We start from the raw sequence: 22,174 nt of genomic DNA, 5'->3' as shown, positions 1-22,174 counted from the left end.
ATGGATCAGACCCTGCAGAATTGGCTTGGCGAGCAGCTTGACGCGCTCAAGCAGCAGAATCTCTACAAGGCGCCCATTGTCATGGACACGCCGTCCGACGCTCGCATCACGGTCAATGGCCGCCCCAACGTGATCAACCTGAGCAGCAACAACTACCTCGGATTGGCCGATCATCCCGCCGTAAAGCGGGCGATGATCGAGGGCGTGGAGCGCTGGGGCGCGGGCGCCGGCGCCGTGCGTCCGATCATCGGCACGATGACGGTGCACCTGGAGTTGGAGAAGCGGCTTGCCGCTTTCAAGCATGTAGAGGGGTCGCTGGTCTTTCAGAGCGGTTTCACGGCCAATGCCGGCACGATACCCACGGTGACGGAGGAGGGAGACGTCATAATCACCGACTCTCTCAATCATGCGAGCATCATCGACGGTGTTCGCCTGTCGAAGGCCGGCCGAAAGATATACCAGCACTGTGACATGAACTCGCTTGAGGAGGCGCTCCGCGGCAGTCGCGATGCCAAAAAGCGCCTCATCATCACGGATGGTGTCTTTAGCATGGATGGCGACATCGCCCCGCTGCCCGATATCGTGGCGCTCGCCCGGCAGTACGACGCCGCCATCATGGTGGATGACGCGCACGGTTCCGGCGTGCTGGGCGGCGGACGCGGAACCGCGTTTCACTTCGGCGTGCACCAACAGATCGACATCCAGCTCGGCACCTTGAGCAAGGCCATCGGTTTGACGGGCGGCTATATTGCCGGAAGCGGCCCGCTGATCGACTGGTTGGTGCAGCGCGGCAGGCCGTACCTGTTCAGCACGGCCCAGCCGCCGGCGGTTGCGGCCGCCATCATTGCCGCCATCGACCTGATGGAGCACGACACCACGCTGACCGATCGGTTGTGGGAGAACGCCCGGTACTGGAAGTCCGGTCTGCAGCAGCTTGGTTTCGACACAGGGATTTCGCAGACGCCCATCACGCCTGTCATGATCGGCGATGAGGCTGCCGCGCAGCAGATGCAGCGTGACCTGCTCGACCGCGGGGTGATGGCGCTTGCCATCGTGTTCCCCACGGTTGCCCTTGGCAAAGCGCGGCTCCGCACCATGCCGAGCGCCATGCACTCGCGCAAGGATCTGGATGACGCCCTCACAGCGTTCGAGGAGGTTGGAAAGAGCAGCAGCGGCGCCTGACGCGGCCTCAACATGCTGCAGATCCAGCTTTGGGAGTTCATGGCGGCAGTGGCCATGATGTGGTACGACAGAAGTGAATTGTAGATCGTCCGGCTGGTGCTGCGCCGTTGATCCGCTTTTCAGCGGTGATTGCGTTAGCGGCGGCTCCTGCACATCCGGGGAAGGGGCCTGCCTCGCACAGCAGCCGGGCGAAATGTGCTATGCGGGCGGCACGCCGTCCGGCCCGTAATCGATGTCGGGCCATCTCGGCATCCTGCGCCTTTGCCTCACATTCTGCCTGGCACGCGCGCCGTCCGGCAGGACCTCGCCTGCGGCGATGCACTCGCCATCCGCGGCACGCCGGCCTTCTTCCTTGTAGAGAATGTTGCCGGCGCCGGGCGCGTCTGCCTGGCCACAATATCCCTTGCGAATATCCGTGCCGATTTTGCCGCATCGGCCGCTGTCCAACGCGGCGGTCACGCCGCATTTGGGGCGGTGTAGTGGTGGCGCGGACGTGGCTGCTGGCTGCGGGCCTGCCTTTGGCAGTTTCCCTGAGATGCACACCGAAAGGGGCTCCGTTGCCGGAGCATGTCTGGAGGGTGCAGGATACGATCTCAGCCGACTGGGTCGCAGGGCGGGGCATCCTCTGCTTCGACAATACATTCGGCGGTTTCGCAGTCGCCCCGTCGGGTGTCAACGAGGTGTGGGGCGAGGCCCAGTGGGATACGCCTGCAAGCTCCAGGCCGCAGGTCGCGGGATCGCTGTTTGCCAATCTGCGGCGGGATTTACATTTGGGCGCCCGGTGGGCCGCAGTTTCGCCGTCTGGATTGCTGCTGGCGTTTGGCAGCGACGTCGGCCCGACGTTCATTACCGACATGGATGGCAATCTCGTCTCGCGGTTCGACACCGCACTCTCTGCAGCGGGAGCCTGGTTGAGCAACACAGAACTCGCCACGCTCGACATAACTCAAGCAGGCGACTGGTCTGCCTCGGTCTGGCGACCAAAGCAGCAGCGGCCGGTACGCCGGATCTCAATGTCGCCGGACCGCAATCTTGTTCATGGCACATTCACGGACGCAGTGGCGCTGCCCGGCGGGCGCCTTCGCACCGTGATGTGTACACCGGATCGCACAGTCATCCGCATCATCGACTGGCCGCTCAATCGAGGTGGTCGGCCGCTGCTGGTCCGCACGCTCCAAACCGCCTGGTCTACCAGTGCTGACCAGGCACGCATCTCCCCGGACGGGCAGCGTTTGGCATACGTCGTCACACGCTGGGATACAGGCCTTGCAAGCCAGGTTCATGCTCAGATCGCAAGGCGCCCGGATAGCCGGTTGACGGCGCATGCCTCCAGATTCCGCCTGATCTCGCGCTGCTACCTGGCACTGGTTCAATCCGGACAGCAGCGGGAGTTCGTGGCGACGACAGGCGCCTGGACTTGCGAGTGGTGCCCGGCACTGACGGGCCTCTGTTGGTCGCCGGATGGCCATCAACTCGGAATGCTGCCCGGTGGGGTGAGCGGCGGCGGGGAGTTCTGCACGTACCGGGTAAATTGAACTCGCGGTTATTGAAGCGCAGGTAGCGATCAGGAGCGAGCTTTGGACAACACCAATCTGGCGCAGGTAGCGATTCTCGTTCGCGACATCGAAGAGGCCAGGCATCGGTTTGCCACTCTCCTTGGGCAAGAGCCGGCCAAAGTGATCGTCACTCAGCCCGGCGATGAGGTGGCGATGACATATCGGGGCGTTCCCTCAAACGCACAGTGCAAGCTGGCCCTCTTCTCCGTTGGACCCGTACAACTGGAACTCATCGAACCGATGGGCGGCTCGAGCACCTGGCAGGAGGGATTGGACCAACAGGGCGAATCGGTGCACCATATCGCGTTTTGGACCGAAGACATGCAGAAGAGCGCCGACAGCCTGAAAGCTCAGGGCGTGCCCATGGTGCAGCGTGGCGACATGGGCGACGGGCAGTATGCGTACTTTGACGGACGCGAGCGGCTCGGCGTGGTCATTGAGCTTCTTGAACGCACGCGAAAAGCGCGCGCCACGCCTTAACCGCGCGGCAATGTGGAACCGAGGTACCGGCGGCCAATTGACCGCCGGTAGGAGCAGTCACCCGGGAGCCCGCCCGGGTCTCAATGACCGCCAGCGATCGCAGCAGCGCACCGATTCTGAGTTACAGGTGCGCAAGCGCGCAGCTACCTTAAATGGGCTCTCTTCCTGATCGCAGCCCATTCCGTCGCGGTAGCAAATGCCGCGTGGCCATCCAGATAGGCAACGGCGCGCAGCCCCGCCTGGTTTGCCCGCGGCGCGTAAAAGGTTATCGTTGTGGCTGGTGACGCAACCGTTTTTACCTTCTTCTCAGAGATCGCGGCGTTTGCCAGGTACGGCATGCCGCTGGACGGCTGTGTAAATACGGCGGCATTCTTTATGTAAGGCATGATCCGGTGCTGAACCGCCAGAGCGGACGTCATGGGAGGCAGGCGGTCGTCGTAATCCTCTGCATACAAGAGCAGCCCCTGATCCAGCTGTTTGATGTTCGAAAGATCGGCATCCGGATCGGGCGGCGGCTTGACGGGCTCGCTGGCCTGCACTTCGCGCTGCAGGTCGAACGCGTGAACGTCGGCGAGGGCTCCCGCAGTATGCAGATTGATCAGCGAGAGGTAGATGGTGGTGTCTCCCGTAAGCGGCGGATTGAACTGCGGCTTGAGGGGGTTGAACTGCTGCAATTTGGCGAGATCGATGGCAGGCAGATGGGCGTGCCAGGCGATAAGGTACGGGTCACCGCCCACTTTAACCGTGTCGCCCTTGGTATAGTAGGTGTTCGGGTTGGCGCCTCCGACGCCGGCACCAGAGTACATACTCATAATCATCGACATGAAGTCGCCGGCGCCGGCCTGTGACGGAATCGTGACCACGCTCCATGTGGCATCGAGATCCTTCAACTGCATGGTAGTCGGCGCGGCCGCGCCGGAGATAAAGGTCTTCAGTTCCGGCTGCTGCGCAGAGGCCGGCGTCAGCGCAGCGGCGGAAAGTAACAGCATCCCGAGAGTGGCGATTATCTTCATGGCATCTCCTCTCCACAAGGGAAACATGCAGCCAGGGATCTGGTCGGCAGGAAGGACCAGCTTCTTCGGGTATCCCAAACACGGTATTCTGCGTCACACGCGGCTGTCGGCCGCCCTTCCGGTTGCAGAGACGACCGGCATAACCAACAGGTTTCAATCGATACAAAGTATACCGGTTCCAGGCAGATGACGTCGTTTTACCCGCCAGCGTACGTATCCACTTGCATCCGGGGTGCCGGCGCCGCGTCACACGCCGAAAGTCGATGTGTGGCTCGACGCTCACCGGTTGGTGTGGCGGAAAGCACATGGGCAACATCATGAAAGGCATACTGCTGGCCGGCGGAAGCGGCACACGCCTGCACCCCGCAACGGCAGTGATATCCAAACAGCTGCTTCCGGTTTACGACAAGCCGATGGTCTACTATCCGCTGTCAACCCTGATGCTGGCCGGCATCCGTGAGGTGATGTTGATATCCACACCGCACGACCTGCCGCTGTTTGAGCAGCTTCTGGGCGACGGCTCCGCATGGGGAATGGAGCTGACGTACGCGGAACAGCCGCGACCGGAAGGCATCGCCCAGGCGCTCCTGATCGCACGGGATTGGCTTGACGGCGAAGGCTGCTGCCTCATCCTGGGCGACAACCTGTTTTACGGCCACGGACTCACCCCGGCGCTGCGCGCGGCGGCCGATCAGAGCGACGGCGCCACCGTATTCGGTTATCAGGTTACAGATCCGCAGCGATACGGAGTGCTGGAGCTCTCACCATCCGGCGCGCCGGTCTCCATCGAGGAGAAGCCGCAGTCGCCAAAATCAAGCTGGGCCGTGGTGGGCCTCTACTTTTATGATCGTATGGCGCCGGACATCGCAGCAGCAATTCGGCCTTCCCAGCGCGGCGAGCTGGAAATCTCCGACGTGAACCGCACCTACCTGGAGCGCGGAGCGCTGCGAGCCGAAAAACTGGGCCGCGGCATCGCCTGGCTGGACACCGGCACGCACGAATCGCTGCTGGAAGCGGCTAACTTTATCCGCGCCGTGCAGCATCGCCAGGGCATGGCAGTGGCATGCCTGGAGGAGATTGCCTACAAGATGGGATGGATCGGCCTCGATCGGCTTCGATCGAAGGCCAGCGAGTGGCGAAACTCGGATTATGGCAACCAGTTACGCCGTGTGGTGGATGAGGCGGCCACGCCTTGAATGTGACCGCCACCGACCTGCCGGGCGTGCTGATCATCGAGCCCGACGTTTACTACGACGAGCGCGGTTTCTTCCTGGAGAGCTGGCGCCAGCCGCGTTACGCGGATGCCGGCATAACGCGGCCATTCGTGCAGGATTGTCACTCACGGTCTCGGAAGGGCGTGTTGCGAGGCATGCATCTTCAGATTCTACACGCGCAGGCGAAACTCTGCCGGGTGGTGGCCGGCGCCGTGCAGGATGTCGTCGTGGACGTCCGGCGCGACTCGCCGTGCTTCGGCCGCTGGGTTGCGGTTGAACTCTCTGCCGAGAACTTTCGGCAGATCTATGTGCCGCGAGGGTTTCTGCACGGTTATCTGGCGCTCACAGACCATGTGGAGTTTCTCTACAAGTGCGACAACCTTTACACGCCCGGCGACGAATGCGGCGTGTGCTGGAACGACCCCACGATCTCCATTGCCTGGCGGCTGGGGGCAGATCCGATTCTATCGGCCAAGGATGCTGCCCTGCCTTCTCTGGCCGACCTCCCAAGGGATCGATTCCCGTCGGTAGCGGAGACGAAATGACGGCCGGACCGGAGTAGGAATGCACCATCGTGAGCAACCTTGATCCAAAACGGATACTGGTAACGGGTGGCGCCGGCTTTGTCGGCAGCGCTTACATTCGCATGGCGCTTGCGCGGCGGCAGGATCTGCATGTGGTTAACCTTGACAAACTGACGTATGCGGCAAACCCGGATAATGTTGAGCCCTGGGCAGCCAGCGGACGTTACCAGTTGGTGTGCGGCGATGTCTGCGTTGAGGAGGATGTCCGCTCCGCATTTGACGCGATGCGCCAACTTGCGCACGGCCCGGTTGAGGCCGTTGTGCATTTCGCGGCCGAGTCGCATGTAGATCGCAGCATCGAGGATCCGGCGCGGTTCCTGCGTACAAACGTTCTGGGCACCGAGGTGATGCTGCGCGAAAGCCGGGCCGCAAGCGTGGAGCGCTTCATTCAGGTATCGACGGACGAGGTCTATGGCAGCCTGCGGCCGGATGATCCGCCATTTACCGAAGCGACCCCGCTAGCGCCGAACAGCCCGTACGCAGCGAGCAAGGCGGCCGCGGACCTTTTGGCCATGGCCTATCACAGCACCTGGCAGTTTCCCGCAATCGTCACCCGCTGCTCCAACAACTATGGGCCGTACCAGTTTCCTGAGAAGCTCATCCCACTCATGGCCTGCAACGCGCTGGAAGATCGGAGCCTGCCGGTGTACGGCGATGGCCTGAACATTCGCGACTGGATTCACGTTGAAGATCACGCACGTGGCATTGACGCGGCTCTGCGGCGCGGCACGCCGGGCCGCAGCTACAACCTCGGCGGCAATCACGAGGCAACCAACCTGAGCATCGTCCGGGCGCTGCTCGGAGCTCTCGATAAGCCCGAACGCCTGATCCACTTTGTGGAGGATCGGCCCGGGCACGACCGCCGTTATGCCATGGACAGCTCGCGCGCCATGAGTGAGCTGGCGTGGTCGCCCGTCGTGGAATTTGACCGCGGGCTAACCCAAACGGCGTTGTGGTACCGCGACCACCTGGATTGGGTCCGCAAGGCACGGACCGGTGAGTACGTGGAGTACTACAAGCGGATGTACGCGAACCGGGGAGCCGCCGAGAGCGCGCACGGCGACTAAACTCCGCGCAGCACCAATCCGACGGTAATCAGCCACGCCAGTGTATCCAGCTGAAGCACCCGATCGGTAAGCAGCAACTCGTCAGGCGCCCCGCCCTGCCCTTTGTGATAGACCAGCCACAGGTAGCGGCATACACCAAAAAGCACCAACAGGGTGCTGATCCACAGGCCGGGATGACGCTGCGCCGTAGCCGACTCGATGGAGTACACGGCATACGCGATAACGCTGAGAGTGCTCGTCATCGTGATGGCGTGATCCAGGAACGGGAGGCTGTACTCATCCAGATTCCGGCGGTGCGAGGCCGCATCGTCGCCGAGTGAAACCAGCTCCTGCCGCCGCTTGCCGAAGCCCAGAAACAGCGCCAGAACAAACGTGCAGAGAAGCAGCCATGGTGAGATCGGAAGCGCCGCTGCGGCGCCGCCGGCAACGGCCCTCAACACGAATCCGGTGGCAAGTAGAAACACGTCCAGCACCGGCACATGCTTCATCCAGATACAGTACAGACTCTGCAGGACGGCATAGGCCGCGGTTACCATCAACAGCTGCAGCGAAACCACCGCTGCCAGTCCCAATCCGGCGAGAAGCAGGATGCCGCCCGCTGACGCCGCGGTCACCACGCTCAGCCGCCCGGAGGCGATAGGACGGTCGCGTTTCCGGGGATGCTGACCGTCGGCCTCGCGGTCGAGAATGTCATTCAGCAGATAGGTGGCGCCGGCCGTGCAGCAAAACACCACGAATGCTTCCAGCCCTCGAAACATCGGGGTCGGATGGAGGAACTGACCGGCGAACAGCGGCGCCGCGAATACAAACAGGTTTTTCGTGAACTGCCTCGGTCGTACCGCCTCCAGGAGTGCGGCTGCGGTATGCGAAGCATGCTGCGATTTCGTGGTCAAGGTTCAAAGGCACGCGGTGGCTGCCGTTCTGCACATTATGGCAGAAGCCGCCGATGCTTGCCGAACGGCGCGCCTCACGGTGCGGGCTAACCCGCGGCGCGCAGGTAGAGAGCCGCTCCCTCCCGAAATACCGACTGGCGCGGCAGGCGCCATACCACCAACGGGTGTCGTGGACAGCCGCGTACAACTCGCAAACGGAGGCACCGTGGAGAACTTTCAAGCACATTACGCACACGGGTACCGTGGAGCGCTTGCACTCATTGGCGGCGCATCGGTTCTTTTAATAGCCGCAGCATGGGGCTGCGGGTCCTCGTCATCAAATAGCGGCAGCGGCGGCGGCCTGCCAAACAGCAAGGCCAACCTCACACAGGTGGAGCACGGCCGTTACCTCGTCACCACCATCGGCTGTGCGGATTGCCATGCCAGTGGAGTCGATGACCCAAGCAGCGCTACGTGGCTCGCCGGTTACATCGGTCCCGCCGGTGGCAGTGGCACAGGCGCCTTTAACATTGGGCCATTTCACACCTATGCCAAAAACCTGACGCCGGATATGAACAACGGTATCGGCATGCATACCGACCGACAGATATACAATGCGCTGCGCTATGGCCTTGCGCCGGATAGCACGCCCGATGTGGTTATAACCTCCACAACGCCCGGCGTCGGCAACTTTCCGGCGGCGCCGGTGTACCTCGCACCACCGATGCCGTGGACCAGTTTCCGACACCTTACGGACGCCGATATCTGGTCGATTGTCGCCTACCTGAAGCACGGCATCAAGGCCAATGCGAATAGCGTGCCGGATAGCCAATCGCCTCCAGGCGGCTGGGCAAGCAGCTACACGAGCGCCAAGGTCGGTCCGGACCAGCTCGCGGCATATCCCGCAACAAACGAACAGTTCGCCCCTTAGCGGATCTCGGTTTCGCCGTTCAGTGCGCCGCGTTGCCTGATGGCGATGCGGCGCGCTGCCGCGGCTGGATAACCAGCGAATACAATCGCCGGCAAATGGCAGTCGTACCTCGAGCAGAGTTTTGGCGGGAGCGCGTGGGAATCGAACCCACCAGAGACGGGAGTTGCCCGCCTCTCAAACGGTTTTGAAGACCGCGAGGGCCACCAGACCCCAACCGCCCCCGTAACCACACGGCGTCAGGTGCGCTCATCCAACCGCGCGTGATGCTTGAGGCCGAGCATCAAGCCGGACCAGGTCTCTGCGCCCAGCACCAGAAGCATCACCGCCAGGTACATTGCAGCCACTGCCGGTCCGAACACCATGCTGAACACGCGCGTCAGCATCCACGTAAACCAGAGCGGCATCGGCGCCAGCAGCAAACAGCTCCAGAGCAGCGGCCGGCGCTTCCTGCGCGGGCCTATCAGGATTCCTGTGGTGTAACTCCAAGTGAACTGAACGGCCAGAATGCTCAGGAGCCATACGTGACCAGACCATCGCGGAAGATGGACCTGCGCCATCGCCGCCAGCCAGATCAGGCAGAAACCAAGGTGCACCCACAATAGTGGAACGGCCCATCGGCGAGATCGGTTCATGGCGTCACCCCCCTTTCGGCTGGACCCACGCCGCCAGCATGTTTCGGAACCCTTCGGACCATGGCACTGGATGGAAATGACTGGCGTCAACACGTACGATGACCGTTTTCCCCGACGCGGATACGCGCTCGTCGGCCAGAATAACAGAGTGCGCAAATGTGAGGCTGGATCGGCCGATACGTTCTATGGTCACAGTAACCTGGACGTCCTGCTCCGTTGTGATTGGTACGCGGTAGTCAATCTCGTTTCGTGCCACGAGATATGGCCAGTCAAAATCGTGCGCGGCGCGACCGCCGCCTACCTCACGCCAAAAGTCTGTGCGCGCCCGCTCAAACAGCAGCAGGAAACGCGCATTGTGCAGTGTCTCCAACAGATCCAGCATGTCGAAATAGACACGCTGGGTCGAGACAAAAACATGAGACGGAAAGGCAGACATCCTCGGCTTGACCCTGCACCTGACCCGGCACGGCGACTGTAATCAAGATACCAGAAACGCCGGCCCCTGGTCTCGCGACGCGAGAGAACCGCAGCATCGGCATGTTGGGTCGAACGGGCACTTGGACTCCTCGCGGCCAGAAGGAGATGCTCCGTGGCGGGTACGTGCGCCCGTCAAACGTCCATATGCCACGAGGTGCTCCAGTCGTTATGTTGGCGTTTCAAGTGCCCGCGGGTGACTTGCAACCCGCTATAGCCTTTGCGCCTTTGACTTAAAGCGAAACCTCATGGCCGACCCGCTCCGGCGCTTTTCGACCTGACCGTCGGCACCGACACACGTAGTCGCCGCCGCCCGTTTACGGCGGCGAGAGCGTCTCCAGCGCGATACCGCTTGGTGCGCTAGACACCCCATCTGCGGTGACAGCCACGGTCGCTATAGCGTGCGTACCGTCGCTGAAGATCACGCCGTCCGGCGTCAAGCTAACGCTGCCGTCGGTGGGGCTGATCAGGCGCCAGAAAAGTGAACCGGGGGTTACCACGAAGGGGTGCACCGGCGTCCCGGACTTGACCGCCCCGCCAGCGGCTCCTGGCCCAGTCACCTGGACCTGGAGGAGGACGTAGGTGAAAGGCGGCACCACACCAGCGTACCCAGCGCTGATGCCCTGAATCGCGGTCGGCAATTGGATTCCTGGCAGTTGTGCCCCGCCCGCCCCGGGCTTGAGCAGCACGGTGCCGGAATCCGAACCGGTTTGAGAACCCTGCCCGTCCGGCTGGGCAAAAGAGTTCACAGAAACCTGCACACTGCCGTAATGCACCGGTCCCGGTGTGGCGGCCGGCTGGCTGTATGCGCCGGCGCCGCCGGCGCGGTTGATGGTCCACGTGAAGTCGCCGCCGTTGGATGCGGCGCCCTTGAACGTGACGACCAGCGACAGCGAGGAGGCGAGGGCGTTGATGGCGCGGGAGCGCTGCGGCCAGTTTATGGTGGTGCGCACCGCGCCTGCAACGGCCGGTGCGCCGCCGCCGCCGCAGCTGGTTGTGGCGGCGGCGACGCCAAGCGTCGCGGCAGCGGCGGCTATGCGTGTGAGGGAGCGGCGCCTAAGCCGTGCGACACAAACAAAGCGAGCGCACGCTAGAGAGAGAGAGAGAGAGAGAGAGAGAGAGACGAAAGCGGCCGGACGAACATTACGCCGGGCAATCGAATAACCATTTAAGCTGCCCCCTTTGCCAACACGTAACGCTCGTGTGTCGTCCCGGTCATTGGGGGCTGGCGGGGACGCCGAGCGAACCGGCACCATTCCCCATTCGTATACCACACGGCGTCGCGAGATGCGCGGGCCACCGAGCCGCGTCGCCTATAGTAAGAATCTGGTTTTCGGGCATTCGCTGCCTCACATTCTGAGTACGCCATTCGCAGGGCGCCAAAGCTGCTGTTCTGCGGGCGGCGGGCTGCCGTTCGAGCCGGACTGCGGACCGGCGAACGCTGGCCGCTGCAATTCGACGTCTGCGCCCCAATCCGTGGACCTGGCTCTTGTTGAGGCACTGTTTCTGCTGCACGAAGCGCCGTGCTCGGGGTAGAATACTGGTTGGCGAAGCATCCAGTTTTTGCCGACCACACGTAGCGCCGACGCAGACGCCGCGGGTGATCGGTCTTTTTGTGCGTTTCACCTGGAAGCTCCGTTGGCCTGTCGAACCGTATGGCAATAACACTCTCCGGCCTTCCCACTGAGCTCGACGCCTTACCGGCGTTTGAAACGCTCGTCGGCAAGCTCTCCGGGCCGGTGCACGTCGGTGTCACCGGCACGCGAGACCCTGTGCGCGCGCTGGTGCTCGCGCGGTTGATGCAGCGGTTGGAGCGGCCGATTCTGGTGGTTACATGGCAAGCGGAGCGCGTCGGTCACATCGCCGATACGCTCACGCGACTCGGGCTGCAGCCGGAGCAAGCCCTGGAGCTGCCGGTCTCCCAATCGGCCCTTCTGGATGATCCGTTTACCGACAGTCGCGAGATCGGTGAGAGAATCCGGGCATTGATGGCGCTCAGCAGCGGTCGGCCATGCGTGGTGATTGCCACACCCGAAGCTATTCTGCAGCAGACGGCGCCCCCCTGCGACATCACTCCGCATCTGATTTCGGCCGCGGTGGCCGAACGATTCGACAGCGCTGCCGCTCTTCACAGCCTAGTGGCCATGGGCTACACCCGTGCCACCACCGTGACCAGGCCCGGAGAGTTTGCCCGACACGGCGGCATTCTCGACGTTTTTCCCGGCAGCGCACTGGCTCCGATCCGCATCGACCTGTTCGGAGATACCATCGAGTCGATTCGCGAGTTCGACGTCACCACGCAGCGCAGTGTCCGCTCGACTACCAGCGCCACCGTCGGGCCGGCCCGCGAGGTTCGCATGGAGGCGGAACGCTCGGCAAAGGCGGTCGCGGCGATACGCAGCGCATTTGAAGCGCGGTGCTCCGAACTGCGTGAGCAGCAAAACCGAGAGGCGCTGGTAACACTCACAGAGCGCGTGGAGTCGGACCTTGTCGGCGTCGCGCAGAGTGCGTACTTTGATGGCCTTGAGGATTACCTCGGATACATCTACCCAGCCGTGACCAGTGCGCTGGATTACCTCTCTGCCGGAGCGGTGATCGTTTTCGACGAGCCTGAGCAGTGCCTTATCCATGCCGACCGGGTTGTTTCGGAGCTGCAGGCTGCGCGAACTCGGCGGTGGGAGCGGGGTGACGCTCTGGATCCAGCGATCCGGATGCAGCCGTATGAAGTGCTGCAGCGAGCCGCCGCATGTCGACCCAGCATGGCGTTTGCGCTCAATTCCAGGCCGTTTCTTGCCGGCGCCACGGTGGCCATTGATGTTGCCGCCACGCCCAAGTATTCCGGTGCGTTGGACGTATTCGGTAGCGATGTTTGCACATGGCTTCAGAACGCCTGTCGCGTGTTGATCTGCACGAGCCGGCCGGCGCGTGTCGCCGATCTTTGTGCTGAACTTGCCATCCCGTTGAGCGTGGAAGGCGACGAACATTCCGAGCGCGTAACGCTGGCCGGCACCGCGCTCTCCGACGGATTCAAGCTGGATGCACTCCGCATTTGCGTTGTCACGGATCACGAACTGTTTGAGGGAGCGCAGTTTGTATCCACGCGACGACGCACGGCAGGTGGCGTAGCGACATCGTCGCTACTCGATCTGGCGCCCGGAAACTACGTGATACACATCCATCACGGCGTCGGTCTCTATCAGGGTCTGACGCGGGAGTCCAAAGCGGGCTTCGAGCGCGACTACCTTAAGATCGCATATGAGAATGGGGAAGTGTTCGTTCCGGCGGATTGTGTGGACCGCGTGCAGCGCTACGTGGCTACTGAGGGCACTGTGCCGGTAGTCAATCGGCTTGGCGGGCGCGACTGGGAACGCACCAAGGCGCGCGTCCAGAAGCATGCGCAGGAGATGGCCGGTGAGCTGCTCCGCCTGTTCGCCGCTCGCAGCGCTACCGAGAGGCCGGCTTACGACACGGACGGGCCGTGGGTCAAAGAGGTTGAGAGTCTTTTCCCCTGGGACGAGACGCGAAGCCAGCGGCGAGCGATTGCCGACGTAAAGCTGGATCTAAGCAACGCGCGGCCCATGGATCGGCTTATCTGCGGCGATGTCGGCTTCGGAAAGACGGAAGTCGCCGTACGTGCGGCGATGATCGCCGTCACATCGGGCCGCCAGGTAGCTGTGCTCTGCCCGACCACGGTACTCGCAGCTCAGCATCACGTTACATTTAACGAACGACTGGCCGGCTACCCGGTGAAGATCGACCTGCTGAGCCGGTTCCGAACAAGGGAGCAGATCGCCGAAACCGTCGCCGGCCTGGCCGACGGACGCGTAGATATTGCCATCGGCACGCACCGGCTCTTGAGCAAGGACGTTGTATTTGATGACCTGGGACTGCTGATTGTGGATGAGGAGCAGCGCTTTGGAGTTCGGCACAAGGAGCGTATCAAGCAGCTGCGCACCGAGGTCGATGTGTTGACGCTCTCCGCGACACCGATTCCGCGTACGCTCTCAATGGCGCTGACCGGCATACGGCAGATGAGCGTCATATCGGATGCGCCGGAGGGCCGAACTCCCATTCACACCATAGTACGTCGATGGGACGACGACATCGTTGCCGACGCCATCCTGCGCGAAATGGAGCGCGGTGGTCAGGTCTACCTGGTTCACAATCGAGTGGAGAGCATCGATTTTGTCGCGCAAAAGCTCAGCCGAATTGTACCGGCCGCGCGGATTGGCGTGGGCCACGGCCAGATGGATGAGGAAAAGCTGGAGCGCGTGATGTATCAGTTCTACCATCACGAAATCGACGTGCTGCTCTGCACAACGATTATCGAAAATGGCCTCGATATTCCCAACGCGAACACCATCATCATCGACCATGCCGATAAGCTTGGCCTCAGCCAGCTCCACCAGCTTCGCGGTCGAGTCGGCCGGTCCGACCGGCAGGCATACGCGTTTATGATGTACCATCGTGACACCCGAGGGCCGGCGGCCGATTTGCGACTGACGGCGATCCGCGAGTTCGCCACGCTGGGAAGCGGTTACCAGTTGGCCATGCGTGACCTCGAAATCCGCGGCGCCGGCGATCTGTTCGGCCGGGAGCAGAGCGGAGTGATGGCGCAGGTAGGATTCGAGCTGTTCTGCGACATGGTGTCGGAGGAGCTGCTCAAGGAGCAGGGACAGACGGCGCCGCTGCGGCTGCTGCCCGAGATCGATGTGCCGGTCACGGCCAACATACCGCCTTCTTACGTACCCGGCGATGTGGAGCGTCTCTACTTCTACCGCCAGCTGACCCAGGTCCGCACTCGCGAACAGATCGACGAAATAGCGCAGGAGCTGCTCGACCGATTTGGAAAGCTGCCCACCGAGTTGGAAACCGCGCTGACGGTGCTTCGGATGCGCGTGCAGTGCCGCAGGCTCGGCGTATCATCCATCCGCCACAAGGACGAGATTCTCCGGGTACGTTTTGCCATTATGCCGATGCTGGATGCGGGTCAGGTGCACCGGTTGGCTCACGCATTTCGCGGGCATCGGTTCACCGAGGACGGCTTTTCGATACAGGTCCGAAGCGACAGCGCTATGACCCAAACGCAAGCTGTGATCGACCTGCTCGACAGCATCCTGCTTCCGAACAACAGCGATGACGATCGAGCGCTGAACAATGGTAACAAAAGTGACGCGGCAGCGCGTCTCGCCAACAACGTGTTGATGGCCGCGGGCCGGACCGGCTCACTCGCCCGAAACGACTAGACGAGCGACAGGAACGCCGGCGCACGCCGTAAGGTGGCGCCAGGAGGTGCGTGTATGGGAACGGTTGCAGTAAAACAGGCTAAGCCGCACGTGGAGTGCAACAGCGCACTCGAAATGCTGCGCATGATGGTGCTGATTCGCGAGTTCGAGGCGCCATGCGACCAGCAATACCGCGCTGGTAAAATCGGCGGCTATGTCCACTACTATAACGGGCAGGAGGCAGTAGCCACCGGGCTTGTGCCGCTGCTCCGCAATGGCGATACCATGATCACAGCATATCGCGACCACGGCTACGCCCTGGCCCTGGGAACCTCGCCGCAGTCGATCATGGCCGAGTTGTTCGGAAAGGCGACAGGTTGTGCCGGCGGCAAAGGCGGCTCGATGCACCTGTACGACGTGGCGCGTGGCTTCCTCGGAGGTTACGGCATCGTCGGTGGCAGCGTGCCGCTGGCGGTTGGTTCGGCGTTCGCGCTCAAGTACCGCAACATGCCAAACCTGTGCATTACTTTTCTGGGTGATGGCGCCATGGAACAGGGCGCCGTGCACGAGGCCATGAATATGGCCGGACTCTACCACGTTCCGTGCCTGTTCGTACTCGAGAACAACGGCTATGCGATGGGGACTTCCGTCTCTCGCCATGCCGCAGAGACCGATTTCGTGAAGCGCGTCACCAACGGCTACGCCATCGAGGGTGAGCGCGTAGACGGAATGGACGTTCTTGCAGTACGAGCTGCCGGCGAACGGGTAATGGAGCGGATGCGCGAAGACGGGCGCCCGTTCTTTCTGGAGGCCGTTACGTACCGGTATGCCGGCCACGGCTTTGCCGACAATGCCCAGCAACAGAAGTTCTATCGCACCGACGAGGAGATTGACGCGTATCGCCACCGCGATCCCATTGACCAGTTGTACCACTTGATGGAGAAGCACGGTGATATCACCGAAGCGGATTTCAAGCGGATGCAGGCCGAGGCAAAAGCCGTCGTGGAGGAAGCGATAAGGTTTGCGGAAGAGTCGCCATTCCCATCGCCGGACAGCCTGTTCGAAAACGTCTTGTCCGGCAACTGAAAGGCAGTAGGCACACACCATGACCACGATGCGATATCTGGAGGCGCTGCGCGTCGCCATGCGGGAAGAGATGGAGCGCGACCCCAATGTATTTGTCTGCGGCGAAGAGGTTGCGCAGTACCAGGGAACGTTTCGCGTGACGGAGGGCCTGGCAGACCATTTTCAGGCGGAGCGCGGTGGGATGCGCGTTCTGGACACACCGATCAGCGAAGCGGGAATCGTTGGGCTGGCTACCGGCGCGGCCATGACTGGGCTTCGGCCGGTCGCTGAGTTCATGACGTGGTCTTTCGCGCTCGTAGCAATGGATCAGATTGCCAACCATACCGCCAAAATCCGCTACATGAGCAGCGGCTCTGTCAACGTCCCGGTGGTCTTGCGCGGACCGGCAGGCACGGGCAACCAGCTATCGGCCCAGCACTCGCAGAGTTTGGAGTGCTGGTACACGCACATGCCGGGCCTCAAAGTTGTCATGCCGGCAACGCCTGAAGACGCCAAGGGCCTGCTAAAGAGTGCGATAAGAGATGACAACCCCGTGATCTTTATGGAGCACGCCGGCCTCTATGCACAGAAGGGCGAAGTTTCGGACGACGCAGACTTTACTGTACCGTTCGGGGTTGCCGCGGTGCGGCGCACCGGCAGTGATGTAACTGTGGTGACATACTCCCACGCGGTTGGCCAGTGTCTGACGGCAGCAGAGGTTTTGGCCGATCAGCACGGAATTGAGTGCGAGGTGATCGATATTCGCACGCTGGTACCGCTGGATATCGACACGATTGCCGCCTCCGTGGCGAAAACGCATCGAGCCGTGGTGGTTCACGAGGATTGGAAGCAGTGCGGATTCGGCGCTGAGCTCGCAAGCCGTATATACGAAACGAGCTTTGACGATCTGGATGCGCCGGTTGAGCGTGTCGGTGGCCCGTACGTTCCCATGCCTTACTCCAAGCCTCTGGAGCGCTTAGCGATACCCGGTGAGATGGATGTTGTGGCGGCGGTCCGACGCGCCACGGACTGACCTTGCCAACTGATAACACTCCGGACAAGAAGGAAACATAATGGCCGACATCCTGATGCCCAAGATGGGCGACGGAATGCAGGAAGGCACTATCCTGAAGTGGTTGAAGCACGAAGGCGACTCGGTCACTCAGGGTGAGTCGATCGCTGAGATTGAGACCGACAAGGCGAATGTAGAGATACCGGCGGAGGAGACGGGCGTGCTCGGCCGGATTGTGGTCACTGTCGGTCAAATCGCAGCAGTCGGCGCCACGATCGCGGAATTCAAGACCGCAGGATCTTCCCGCAAAGCCGCCGTTCCGCGCAAAGCCGCGCCAGCCGATGCAGCTCCGGAGCCTGCCGCGCAGCCGATCAAAGCACGGCCGGCAGACGACGAAGTCGCTGCCGCACGCGTCAAGGCATCCCCTCTGGCGCGTAAGATCGCTGAGCAGTTAGGCATCGACCTGTCGGGCGTCGCCGGAACCGGACCGAATGGACGGATTGTAGAGCGCGACCTTACGGCGCTGCCCGTCGAGCGCCATGAGCACCAGGCGGCTGCCAGCCGGCGCGAAGTCGCGACCGAGGAGTATGTCGAGGTGAAGCCGTCGCGGATGCGCGAGGCGATTGCCCGCCGCACAGTACAGAGCGCTCAAAATGCACCGCACTTTTTCGTGACGATGGCCGTTGATATGGACCGCGCGCTTTCCATGCTGGTGGAGCTGAACGCCGACACGTCGACCGGAAAGGTTACTATCAACGACGCCATCATCAAGGCATGCGCCATGGCGCTGCGTGCAGAACCGCGCATCAACAGCACCATCTCCGAAGAGGGCGTGGTCCGCCAATACCACGCAGCCCATATCGGCATGGCGGTCGGAATTCCAGACGGGCTGATCATCCCCGTTATACGCAACTGTGAAGCAAAGACGCTCCGTCAAATCTCGGCGGACGCGGCAGAGTTGAAAAAGAAGGCGCTTGCAAACCAGTTGAAGCCCGAAGAGTACAGCGGGGGCACGTTCAGTACATCCAACCTTGGTATGATGGGTGTAGATGCTTTTACAGCTATTATTAATCCGCCGGAGACGGCGATCCTGGCGGTCGGCGGCGTGCAGCGCACCGCTGTGGAGACCGAGTCCGGTGTCGCCTTCCGCTCAATAATGAAGGTGACGCTCTCATCCGATCACCGCGTATTGGATGGTGTTGTCTCCGCCCGGTTCCTACAGGAGTTCAAGAAAGTACTGGAGTCCCCGTACGCACTCCTCGCGTGACCCGAACGTTGTTGGCCCCGGCTAATCCGCGACTCACTGCCGTACCAAAGGGGTTAAGGCCTCTGTCGCCCGGCCTTCTTGAGTGCGCCTGCAAGGCGGGCAACGAGCTTGGCGGCGACGCTTGTGTACGCGGCGCCTGACGGGAGCCCGGACCACGGGTGAGTGGCGCCGCCCATCGGTCCGAACTCCGACCGGATGTGCGCAGATACTATTGAAGCAAAGTCGGTTGGCGTGGGCAGGGGCGAAACGCTGGAGAGGAGATGAATCACCCGGTTTATCTCGTTAAACTCCAGCGTACAGGCCGGGCAGACTGCCAGGTGGCCCAGCAGCGCACTTCTCATCTCCGGTCGAATCTGTTGATCCTGTTCCGCCAGCGCCGGCAGCAATTCGCTCACACGCAGACACAGCGACAGTGCATGTTCGGAGTTTGCGGCCGCGCCGAGTCCATAAACCGGCTGGCTGGCGTAGTTGCCCCAGGCGTTTTGGTCCTCCTGCGACCCATGTTCAAATCGATTGGCCATCCACGTCGCCTCCGAGTATCGGGCGGAGTCGGCTGCGCAGCAGATCTCGTCCCCGAAACAGATGTGTTTTAACCGTGCCCGTCGGTATCTCCAGCACCTGGGCAATCTCCTCGACACTCATATCCTGCAAATGGCGCATCACTACTACGAGACGGTACTTCTCCGGTAGGTTGAGCACCTCGTGCTGAACGATCTCCTGGATGGAGCCTCGTACGGCGCAATCCTCGGGCCCGCATGAGCGCGAGTCGGCGGCGGGTTCCCTACCCTCTTCCACCTCCACGTCGAGTGAGAGAGCGCTGCGCGTTTTGCGTGAGCGCAGGTGGTCGATACAGAGGTTGGAGGCGATTTTGTACAGCCATGTCAGGAAGCTGGCATCCTGACGGAAGGACGGCAGGGCAGAGTAAGCGCGGAGAAACGTTTCCTGGACCAGGTCGCCCGCGTCCTCGGCATTGCCGATCATGCGAAACGCCAGATTATATACCTGGCGCTGGTAGCGCTTCATCAGGCAGTCGTAGGCGGTGCTCGCACCGCACAGCGTTTGCCTTACGAGATCCGCATCTGTGGCAGTACCCAGCGTGTTCGTCGTCGCATCCCCTCTGACCCGTTAACGCTACCAATACTGGTACGCAATGCGCATGGCGCCGGTTTCGCAGCCATCAACCAGCCGGCGTCCAATCTGCGCCGGTCCGCGCTGAGGTCAGCGCTGCCTGCGTGAAACGGATAACCGGCAGTACAGATTCCGGCGGCGAAAGCACCGCCGGACCACCGCGCAACGCGGCAACAAACGCTTCGTCGGGCTCGTCGCTACTCTCCACCGGCGCCGGTGCGTTGGCGGAGCCGTCATAGGGTTCCAGGCGCTTGCTGCCATCGCTAAACAACAGCGAACCGTCACGCATCACAAAATCCAGAGCCTCCGTCTGTATAGCAATCTCCTCACGCCACATCCGCGCATCGCCAACAAACGCGAAGGAGGCCCGTGCTGCGGGACAGGCATGCGGCCCCGCAAGACGGGCCTCGCCCATCGTGTAAATGGGCACCGGTGTGCCACGCCCGTGCGTCTCGGCGCGGACTTCGGTGGCGTGCAGCCCGGTCATCCAGAGCGTCGCGTCAATCTGGTGGCCGTTGGCATCGCCGAAGTAGCCGCCCGGACACTTCTCCGGGTCGTGCCTCCACGTGCCTACATTCGGCGTAACCCAGTTCTCCGAGGCATACAGCGTCACCGAGGTTACACGCCCACACCTGCCTGAATCTATTGCAGCCTTGAGTAACCGGGCGGCGCGCCGGTACCGGGATTGGTACGACACGGCAACCAGCAATCCGCTCTCTCCGGCAGCCGTCACCACCTGCAGTGCCTCTTCCGGATCCAGGCTGAGCGGCTTTTCGCAGAGGACATGAATGCCACGCTTGAGCGCGGCAAGTATCTGCGGCACGTGAAACGGATTTGGCGTGCAGATGCAAACGAAATCGGGCGCAAGGTCCAGCAGTTGATCATAACTCGTGGTCGTGACCACGTTGCCGGTAGAAGAACCCGTGCCCTGTGAGAGCATCTTGCTCATCGCCGTCGGGTCGGGATCGCAGACGCCAACGAGTTCCACGCCCGGCAAGTGCGCCAGGCGATCTCGATGAACGCCGCCGAACCAGCCGCACCCGGCGATCACTGCGCTCAGCGGCGCCTCCCGGTCCCGGACGATTTCATGTGCCACGATTTTGGTCCCTCCACTCACGGATGTGATCCTGCGCACGGTTCAGCCGTATCCTGGCGGCTTGAGCGTCGGCGCGCAGAAACCGCTGCGCATGTTTCGGGCCGGCGCTCGCATCATAGAGCATCTCGCCTCCCACGGCGACTGCCGCAACGTCGCGCGCAGTCGCAGCAAACACGAGCGCAGCTTCGGGCGAATAGCACGGAAGCATGCCCGGATGTTCCAGCGATACGGCGCACAAATCGGCCCGGTTTCCGGCGTCCAGGGTTCCACGATCGGTAAAGCCCAGTGCGCGTGCGCCATGGATCGTCGCCATCTCCAGGAACTCGGACGGCGATGGCGACTCTGCGCACCGCGTGGCGGCTCGTTGCGCCAGCACGCCGAACCTCATCTCCTCGAACATATCCATACCGTTATTGCTCACCACGCTGTCGGTACCAAGGGCCGGACCGCCGGAAGATGCCCGCCGAAGCAGCGCCAGCGAAGCGGTGCCGGCTCCCAGCTTGGCATTCGACTTCGGGCAGTGCACCCAGGTGGCGCCGCTACCCCGGCAGATTTCGGCATCCCGCTCTGAGAGCTGGACGCCGTGCACGAGCAGCGTGGTCGGCCCGATTCCGCCGTGGGCGTCCAGATACTCCACGCAGGTACCGCCTCCCGGCTGAATCGTGAATCCGCGCCGCGACAGCATAGTCGCGAACTCGCCCTCTCCGCTGCGTATCAGGCGACATTCGTCAACCGATTCCGCCACATGGGTGCAGACGCGCAAGCCACGGCCGGCGGCAAACTGCTGCAGCGCACCGAACCAGGCCGCCGGCACCGTATAGAGCGCGTGCGGCGAGATGCCGATCTGTACTCCGGTTCCAGCAGTGGTGCGCTGAAGACGCTCCACGTCGCCTGCCACCTGCACGAGCGCTTCGTGGATGCCAGCCTTGCTGCCAATACCAAACACCTCGTGAAACACAACGCCGCCCAGCCCGGCGCTCCGCAAGGCATCCGCAGCCGCACCGGTTGGGCTGCAGTCGCCGACGGAAGTTACTCCGCCTGTGAGCGCTTCCAAAGCGCCCCACGCCGCCGACGCTGCCCAGTCATCGGGATCCAGCGCCGCTCGCATCGCCGTCAACCTGCGGATCCAGGGAAAGAAAGGCAGGTCCTCAACAGCTCCGCGCATCGCGGTGTAATCGAGGTGCGTGTGCGCGTTCACCAAGCCGGGAAGAAGCATCGCATCGCCAAAATCCACGACCGCATCGGCGCCGGCCGGCTGCACCGGCCGTACGGCGTGAACGAGCCCGTTGCCCACCACCACTTCGGCATCACGCTGAGCCGGCTGTGAAATCGGAAGGACGAAGTTCGCGCGAAATCGCGTGAAAGATGGCATTGGA

21 protein-coding genes and 1 tRNA gene are annotated in these 22,174 nt (G+C 62.3%); 11 read left to right on the top strand and 11 right to left on the bottom strand.

Features of this window, described 5'->3' with window-relative positions:
- Positions 1–1,182, top strand: coding sequence for a glycine C-acetyltransferase (locus KGJ62_06630; protein ID MDE2126246.1), 1,182 nt, complete (start codon positions 1–3; stop codon positions 1,180–1,182).
- A 198-nt stretch (positions 1,183–1,380) separates the two neighbouring features.
- Here KGJ62_06630 and KGJ62_06625 read toward each other — a convergent pair whose 3' ends face one another.
- Positions 1,381–1,641: a hypothetical protein gene (locus tag KGJ62_06625; GenBank protein ID MDE2126245.1), complete on the bottom strand. Its 261-nt coding sequence runs from the start codon at positions 1,639–1,641 to the stop codon at positions 1,381–1,383.
- A gap of 98 nt (positions 1,642–1,739) precedes the next feature.
- On the opposite strand from KGJ62_06625, the gene KGJ62_06620 reads away from it, so the two are divergent.
- Positions 1,740–2,717 (top strand): PD40 domain-containing protein, encoded by a 978-nt coding sequence (locus KGJ62_06620; protein MDE2126244.1) that lies wholly within the window; start codon positions 1,740–1,742, stop codon positions 2,715–2,717.
- Positions 2,718–2,759: 42 nt separating this feature from the next.
- Positions 2,760–3,218, top strand: a complete 459-nt coding sequence (locus tag KGJ62_06615; GenBank protein MDE2126243.1) for a VOC family protein — start codon at positions 2,760–2,762, stop codon at positions 3,216–3,218.
- A 143-nt stretch (positions 3,219–3,361) separates the two neighbouring features.
- On the opposite strand, the gene KGJ62_06610 is transcribed toward KGJ62_06615, so the two are convergent.
- Positions 3,362–4,231: a hypothetical protein gene (locus KGJ62_06610; GenBank protein ID MDE2126242.1), complete on the bottom strand. Its 870-nt coding sequence runs from the start codon at positions 4,229–4,231 to the stop codon at positions 3,362–3,364.
- Positions 4,232–4,548: 317 nt separating this feature from the next.
- Here KGJ62_06610 and rfbA point away from each other — a divergent pair, with 317 nt between their 5' ends.
- Genes rfbA through rfbB form a run of 3 tightly spaced genes read left to right on the top strand, consistent with a single transcriptional unit; the run spans position 4,549 to position 7,096 of the window.
- Entirely contained in the window at positions 4,549–5,427 is an 879-nt protein-coding gene (gene rfbA, locus KGJ62_06605) for a glucose-1-phosphate thymidylyltransferase RfbA (GenBank protein MDE2126241.1), read from the top strand.
- Positions 5,424–5,990 (top strand): dTDP-4-dehydrorhamnose 3,5-epimerase, encoded by a 567-nt coding sequence (gene rfbC / locus KGJ62_06600; GenBank protein ID MDE2126240.1) that lies wholly within the window; start codon positions 5,424–5,426, stop codon positions 5,988–5,990. The genes rfbA and rfbC overlap by 4 nt, the downstream gene beginning before the upstream one ends.
- A 29-nt stretch (positions 5,991–6,019) precedes the next feature.
- Positions 6,020–7,096: a dTDP-glucose 4,6-dehydratase gene (gene rfbB, locus KGJ62_06595; protein ID MDE2126239.1), complete on the top strand. Its 1,077-nt coding sequence runs from the start codon at positions 6,020–6,022 to the stop codon at positions 7,094–7,096.
- Here the strand turns inward: rfbB and KGJ62_06590 are convergent.
- Positions 7,093–7,989, bottom strand: coding sequence for a decaprenyl-phosphate phosphoribosyltransferase (locus KGJ62_06590; GenBank protein ID MDE2126238.1), 897 nt, complete (start codon positions 7,987–7,989; stop codon positions 7,093–7,095). The genes rfbB and KGJ62_06590 overlap by 4 nt on opposite strands.
- Before the next feature lie 205 nt (positions 7,990–8,194).
- Here KGJ62_06590 and KGJ62_06585 point away from each other — a divergent pair, with 205 nt between their 5' ends.
- Positions 8,195–8,899, top strand: coding sequence for a hypothetical protein (locus KGJ62_06585; GenBank protein MDE2126237.1), 705 nt, complete (start codon positions 8,195–8,197; stop codon positions 8,897–8,899).
- Between the two features lie 122 nt (positions 8,900–9,021).
- On the opposite strand, the gene KGJ62_06580 is transcribed toward KGJ62_06585, so the two are convergent.
- The 4 genes from KGJ62_06580 to KGJ62_06565 form a co-directional block, all read right to left on the bottom strand.
- Positions 9,022–9,121 (bottom strand) — tRNA-Sec (locus KGJ62_06580).
- A gap of 14 nt (positions 9,122–9,135) precedes the next feature.
- Positions 9,136–9,531 carry a hypothetical protein gene (locus KGJ62_06575; protein ID MDE2126236.1) on the bottom strand — a complete coding sequence of 132 codons (396 nt, stop codon included), beginning with the start codon at positions 9,529–9,531 and terminating at the stop codon, positions 9,136–9,138.
- A gap of 4 nt (positions 9,532–9,535) precedes the next feature.
- On the bottom strand, positions 9,536–9,967 hold the full coding sequence (locus tag KGJ62_06570; GenBank protein ID MDE2126235.1) for an acyl-CoA thioesterase: 432 nt from the start codon (positions 9,965–9,967) through the stop codon (positions 9,536–9,538).
- A 355-nt stretch (positions 9,968–10,322) separates the two neighbouring features.
- Positions 10,323–10,958 (bottom strand): hypothetical protein, encoded by a 636-nt coding sequence (locus KGJ62_06565; protein ID MDE2126234.1) that lies wholly within the window; start codon positions 10,956–10,958, stop codon positions 10,323–10,325.
- A 702-nt stretch (positions 10,959–11,660) separates the two neighbouring features.
- On the opposite strand from KGJ62_06565, the gene mfd reads away from it, so the two are divergent.
- Genes mfd through KGJ62_06545 form a run of 4 tightly spaced genes read left to right on the top strand, consistent with a single transcriptional unit; the run spans position 11,661 to position 18,574 of the window.
- Positions 11,661–15,251, top strand: coding sequence for a transcription-repair coupling factor (gene mfd / locus KGJ62_06560; GenBank protein MDE2126233.1), 3,591 nt, complete (start codon positions 11,661–11,663; stop codon positions 15,249–15,251).
- 54 nt (positions 15,252–15,305) lie between these two features.
- A complete protein-coding gene (gene pdhA / locus KGJ62_06555; GenBank protein ID MDE2126232.1) occupies positions 15,306–16,316 on the top strand; it encodes a pyruvate dehydrogenase (acetyl-transferring) E1 component subunit alpha in 1,011 nt (336 codons plus the stop codon).
- Between the two features lie 19 nt (positions 16,317–16,335).
- Complete coding sequence (locus KGJ62_06550) at positions 16,336–17,328, top strand: alpha-ketoacid dehydrogenase subunit beta (GenBank protein ID MDE2126231.1); 993 nt, start codon at positions 16,336–16,338, stop codon at positions 17,326–17,328.
- 40 nt (positions 17,329–17,368) lie between these two features.
- Entirely contained in the window at positions 17,369–18,574 is a 1,206-nt protein-coding gene (locus tag KGJ62_06545; GenBank protein MDE2126230.1) for a 2-oxo acid dehydrogenase subunit E2, read from the top strand.
- Positions 18,575–18,627: 53 nt separating this feature from the next.
- Here KGJ62_06545 and KGJ62_06540 read toward each other — a convergent pair whose 3' ends face one another.
- The 4 genes from KGJ62_06540 to KGJ62_06525 form a co-directional block, all read right to left on the bottom strand.
- Positions 18,628–19,095 carry a hypothetical protein gene (locus KGJ62_06540; protein MDE2126229.1) on the bottom strand — a complete coding sequence of 156 codons (468 nt, stop codon included), beginning with the start codon at positions 19,093–19,095 and terminating at the stop codon, positions 18,628–18,630.
- Positions 19,079–19,669, bottom strand: coding sequence for a sigma-70 family RNA polymerase sigma factor (locus KGJ62_06535; protein MDE2126228.1), 591 nt, complete (start codon positions 19,667–19,669; stop codon positions 19,079–19,081). The genes KGJ62_06540 and KGJ62_06535 overlap by 17 nt, the downstream gene beginning before the upstream one ends.
- Before the next feature lie 82 nt (positions 19,670–19,751).
- Positions 19,752–20,798, bottom strand: a complete 1,047-nt coding sequence (locus KGJ62_06530; GenBank protein ID MDE2126227.1) for a Gfo/Idh/MocA family oxidoreductase — start codon at positions 20,796–20,798, stop codon at positions 19,752–19,754.
- Positions 20,788–22,170: an amidohydrolase family protein gene (locus tag KGJ62_06525; protein ID MDE2126226.1), complete on the bottom strand. Its 1,383-nt coding sequence runs from the start codon at positions 22,168–22,170 to the stop codon at positions 20,788–20,790. Before KGJ62_06525 ends, KGJ62_06530 begins: the two co-directional genes overlap by 11 nt.
- Positions 22,171–22,174 lie beyond the last annotated feature (4 nt).

This window comes from Armatimonadota bacterium (genome assembly GCA_028871815.1).
Taxonomy (GTDB): domain Bacteria; phylum Armatimonadota; class Chthonomonadetes; order Chthonomonadales; family Chthonomonadaceae; genus REEB205.
This window is presented reverse-complemented; position numbering and strand designations above follow the sequence as displayed.

What these genes read in the sequence shown, in the direction of transcription:
- KGJ62_06545 (MDE2126230.1), top strand. Translation starts at nt 17,369, where the DNA reads ATGGCCGACATCCTGATGCCCAAGATGGGCGACGGAATGCAGGAAGGC.
- pdhA (MDE2126232.1), top strand. Translation starts at nt 15,306, where the DNA reads ATGGGAACGGTTGCAGTAAAACAGGCTAAGCCGCACGTGGAGTGCAAC.
- KGJ62_06575 (MDE2126236.1), bottom strand. Translation starts at nt 9,531, where the DNA reads ATGAACCGATCTCGCCGATGGGCCGTTCCACTATTGTGGGTGCACCTT.
- KGJ62_06550 (MDE2126231.1), top strand. Translation starts at nt 16,336, where the DNA reads ATGACCACGATGCGATATCTGGAGGCGCTGCGCGTCGCCATGCGGGAA.
- rfbA (MDE2126241.1), top strand. Translation starts at nt 4,549, where the DNA reads ATGAAAGGCATACTGCTGGCCGGCGGAAGCGGCACACGCCTGCACCCC.
- KGJ62_06630 (MDE2126246.1), top strand. Translation starts at nt 1, where the DNA reads ATGGATCAGACCCTGCAGAATTGGCTTGGCGAGCAGCTTGACGCGCTC.
- KGJ62_06570 (MDE2126235.1), bottom strand. Translation starts at nt 9,967, where the DNA reads ATGTCTGCCTTTCCGTCTCATGTTTTTGTCTCGACCCAGCGTGTCTAT.
- KGJ62_06525 (MDE2126226.1), bottom strand. Translation starts at nt 22,170, where the DNA reads ATGCCATCTTTCACGCGATTTCGCGCGAACTTCGTCCTTCCGATTTCA.
- KGJ62_06540 (MDE2126229.1), bottom strand. Translation starts at nt 19,095, where the DNA reads ATGGCCAATCGATTTGAACATGGGTCGCAGGAGGACCAAAACGCCTGG.
- KGJ62_06610 (MDE2126242.1), bottom strand. Translation starts at nt 4,231, where the DNA reads ATGAAGATAATCGCCACTCTCGGGATGCTGTTACTTTCCGCCGCTGCG.
- mfd (MDE2126233.1), top strand. Translation starts at nt 11,661, where the DNA reads ATGGCAATAACACTCTCCGGCCTTCCCACTGAGCTCGACGCCTTACCG.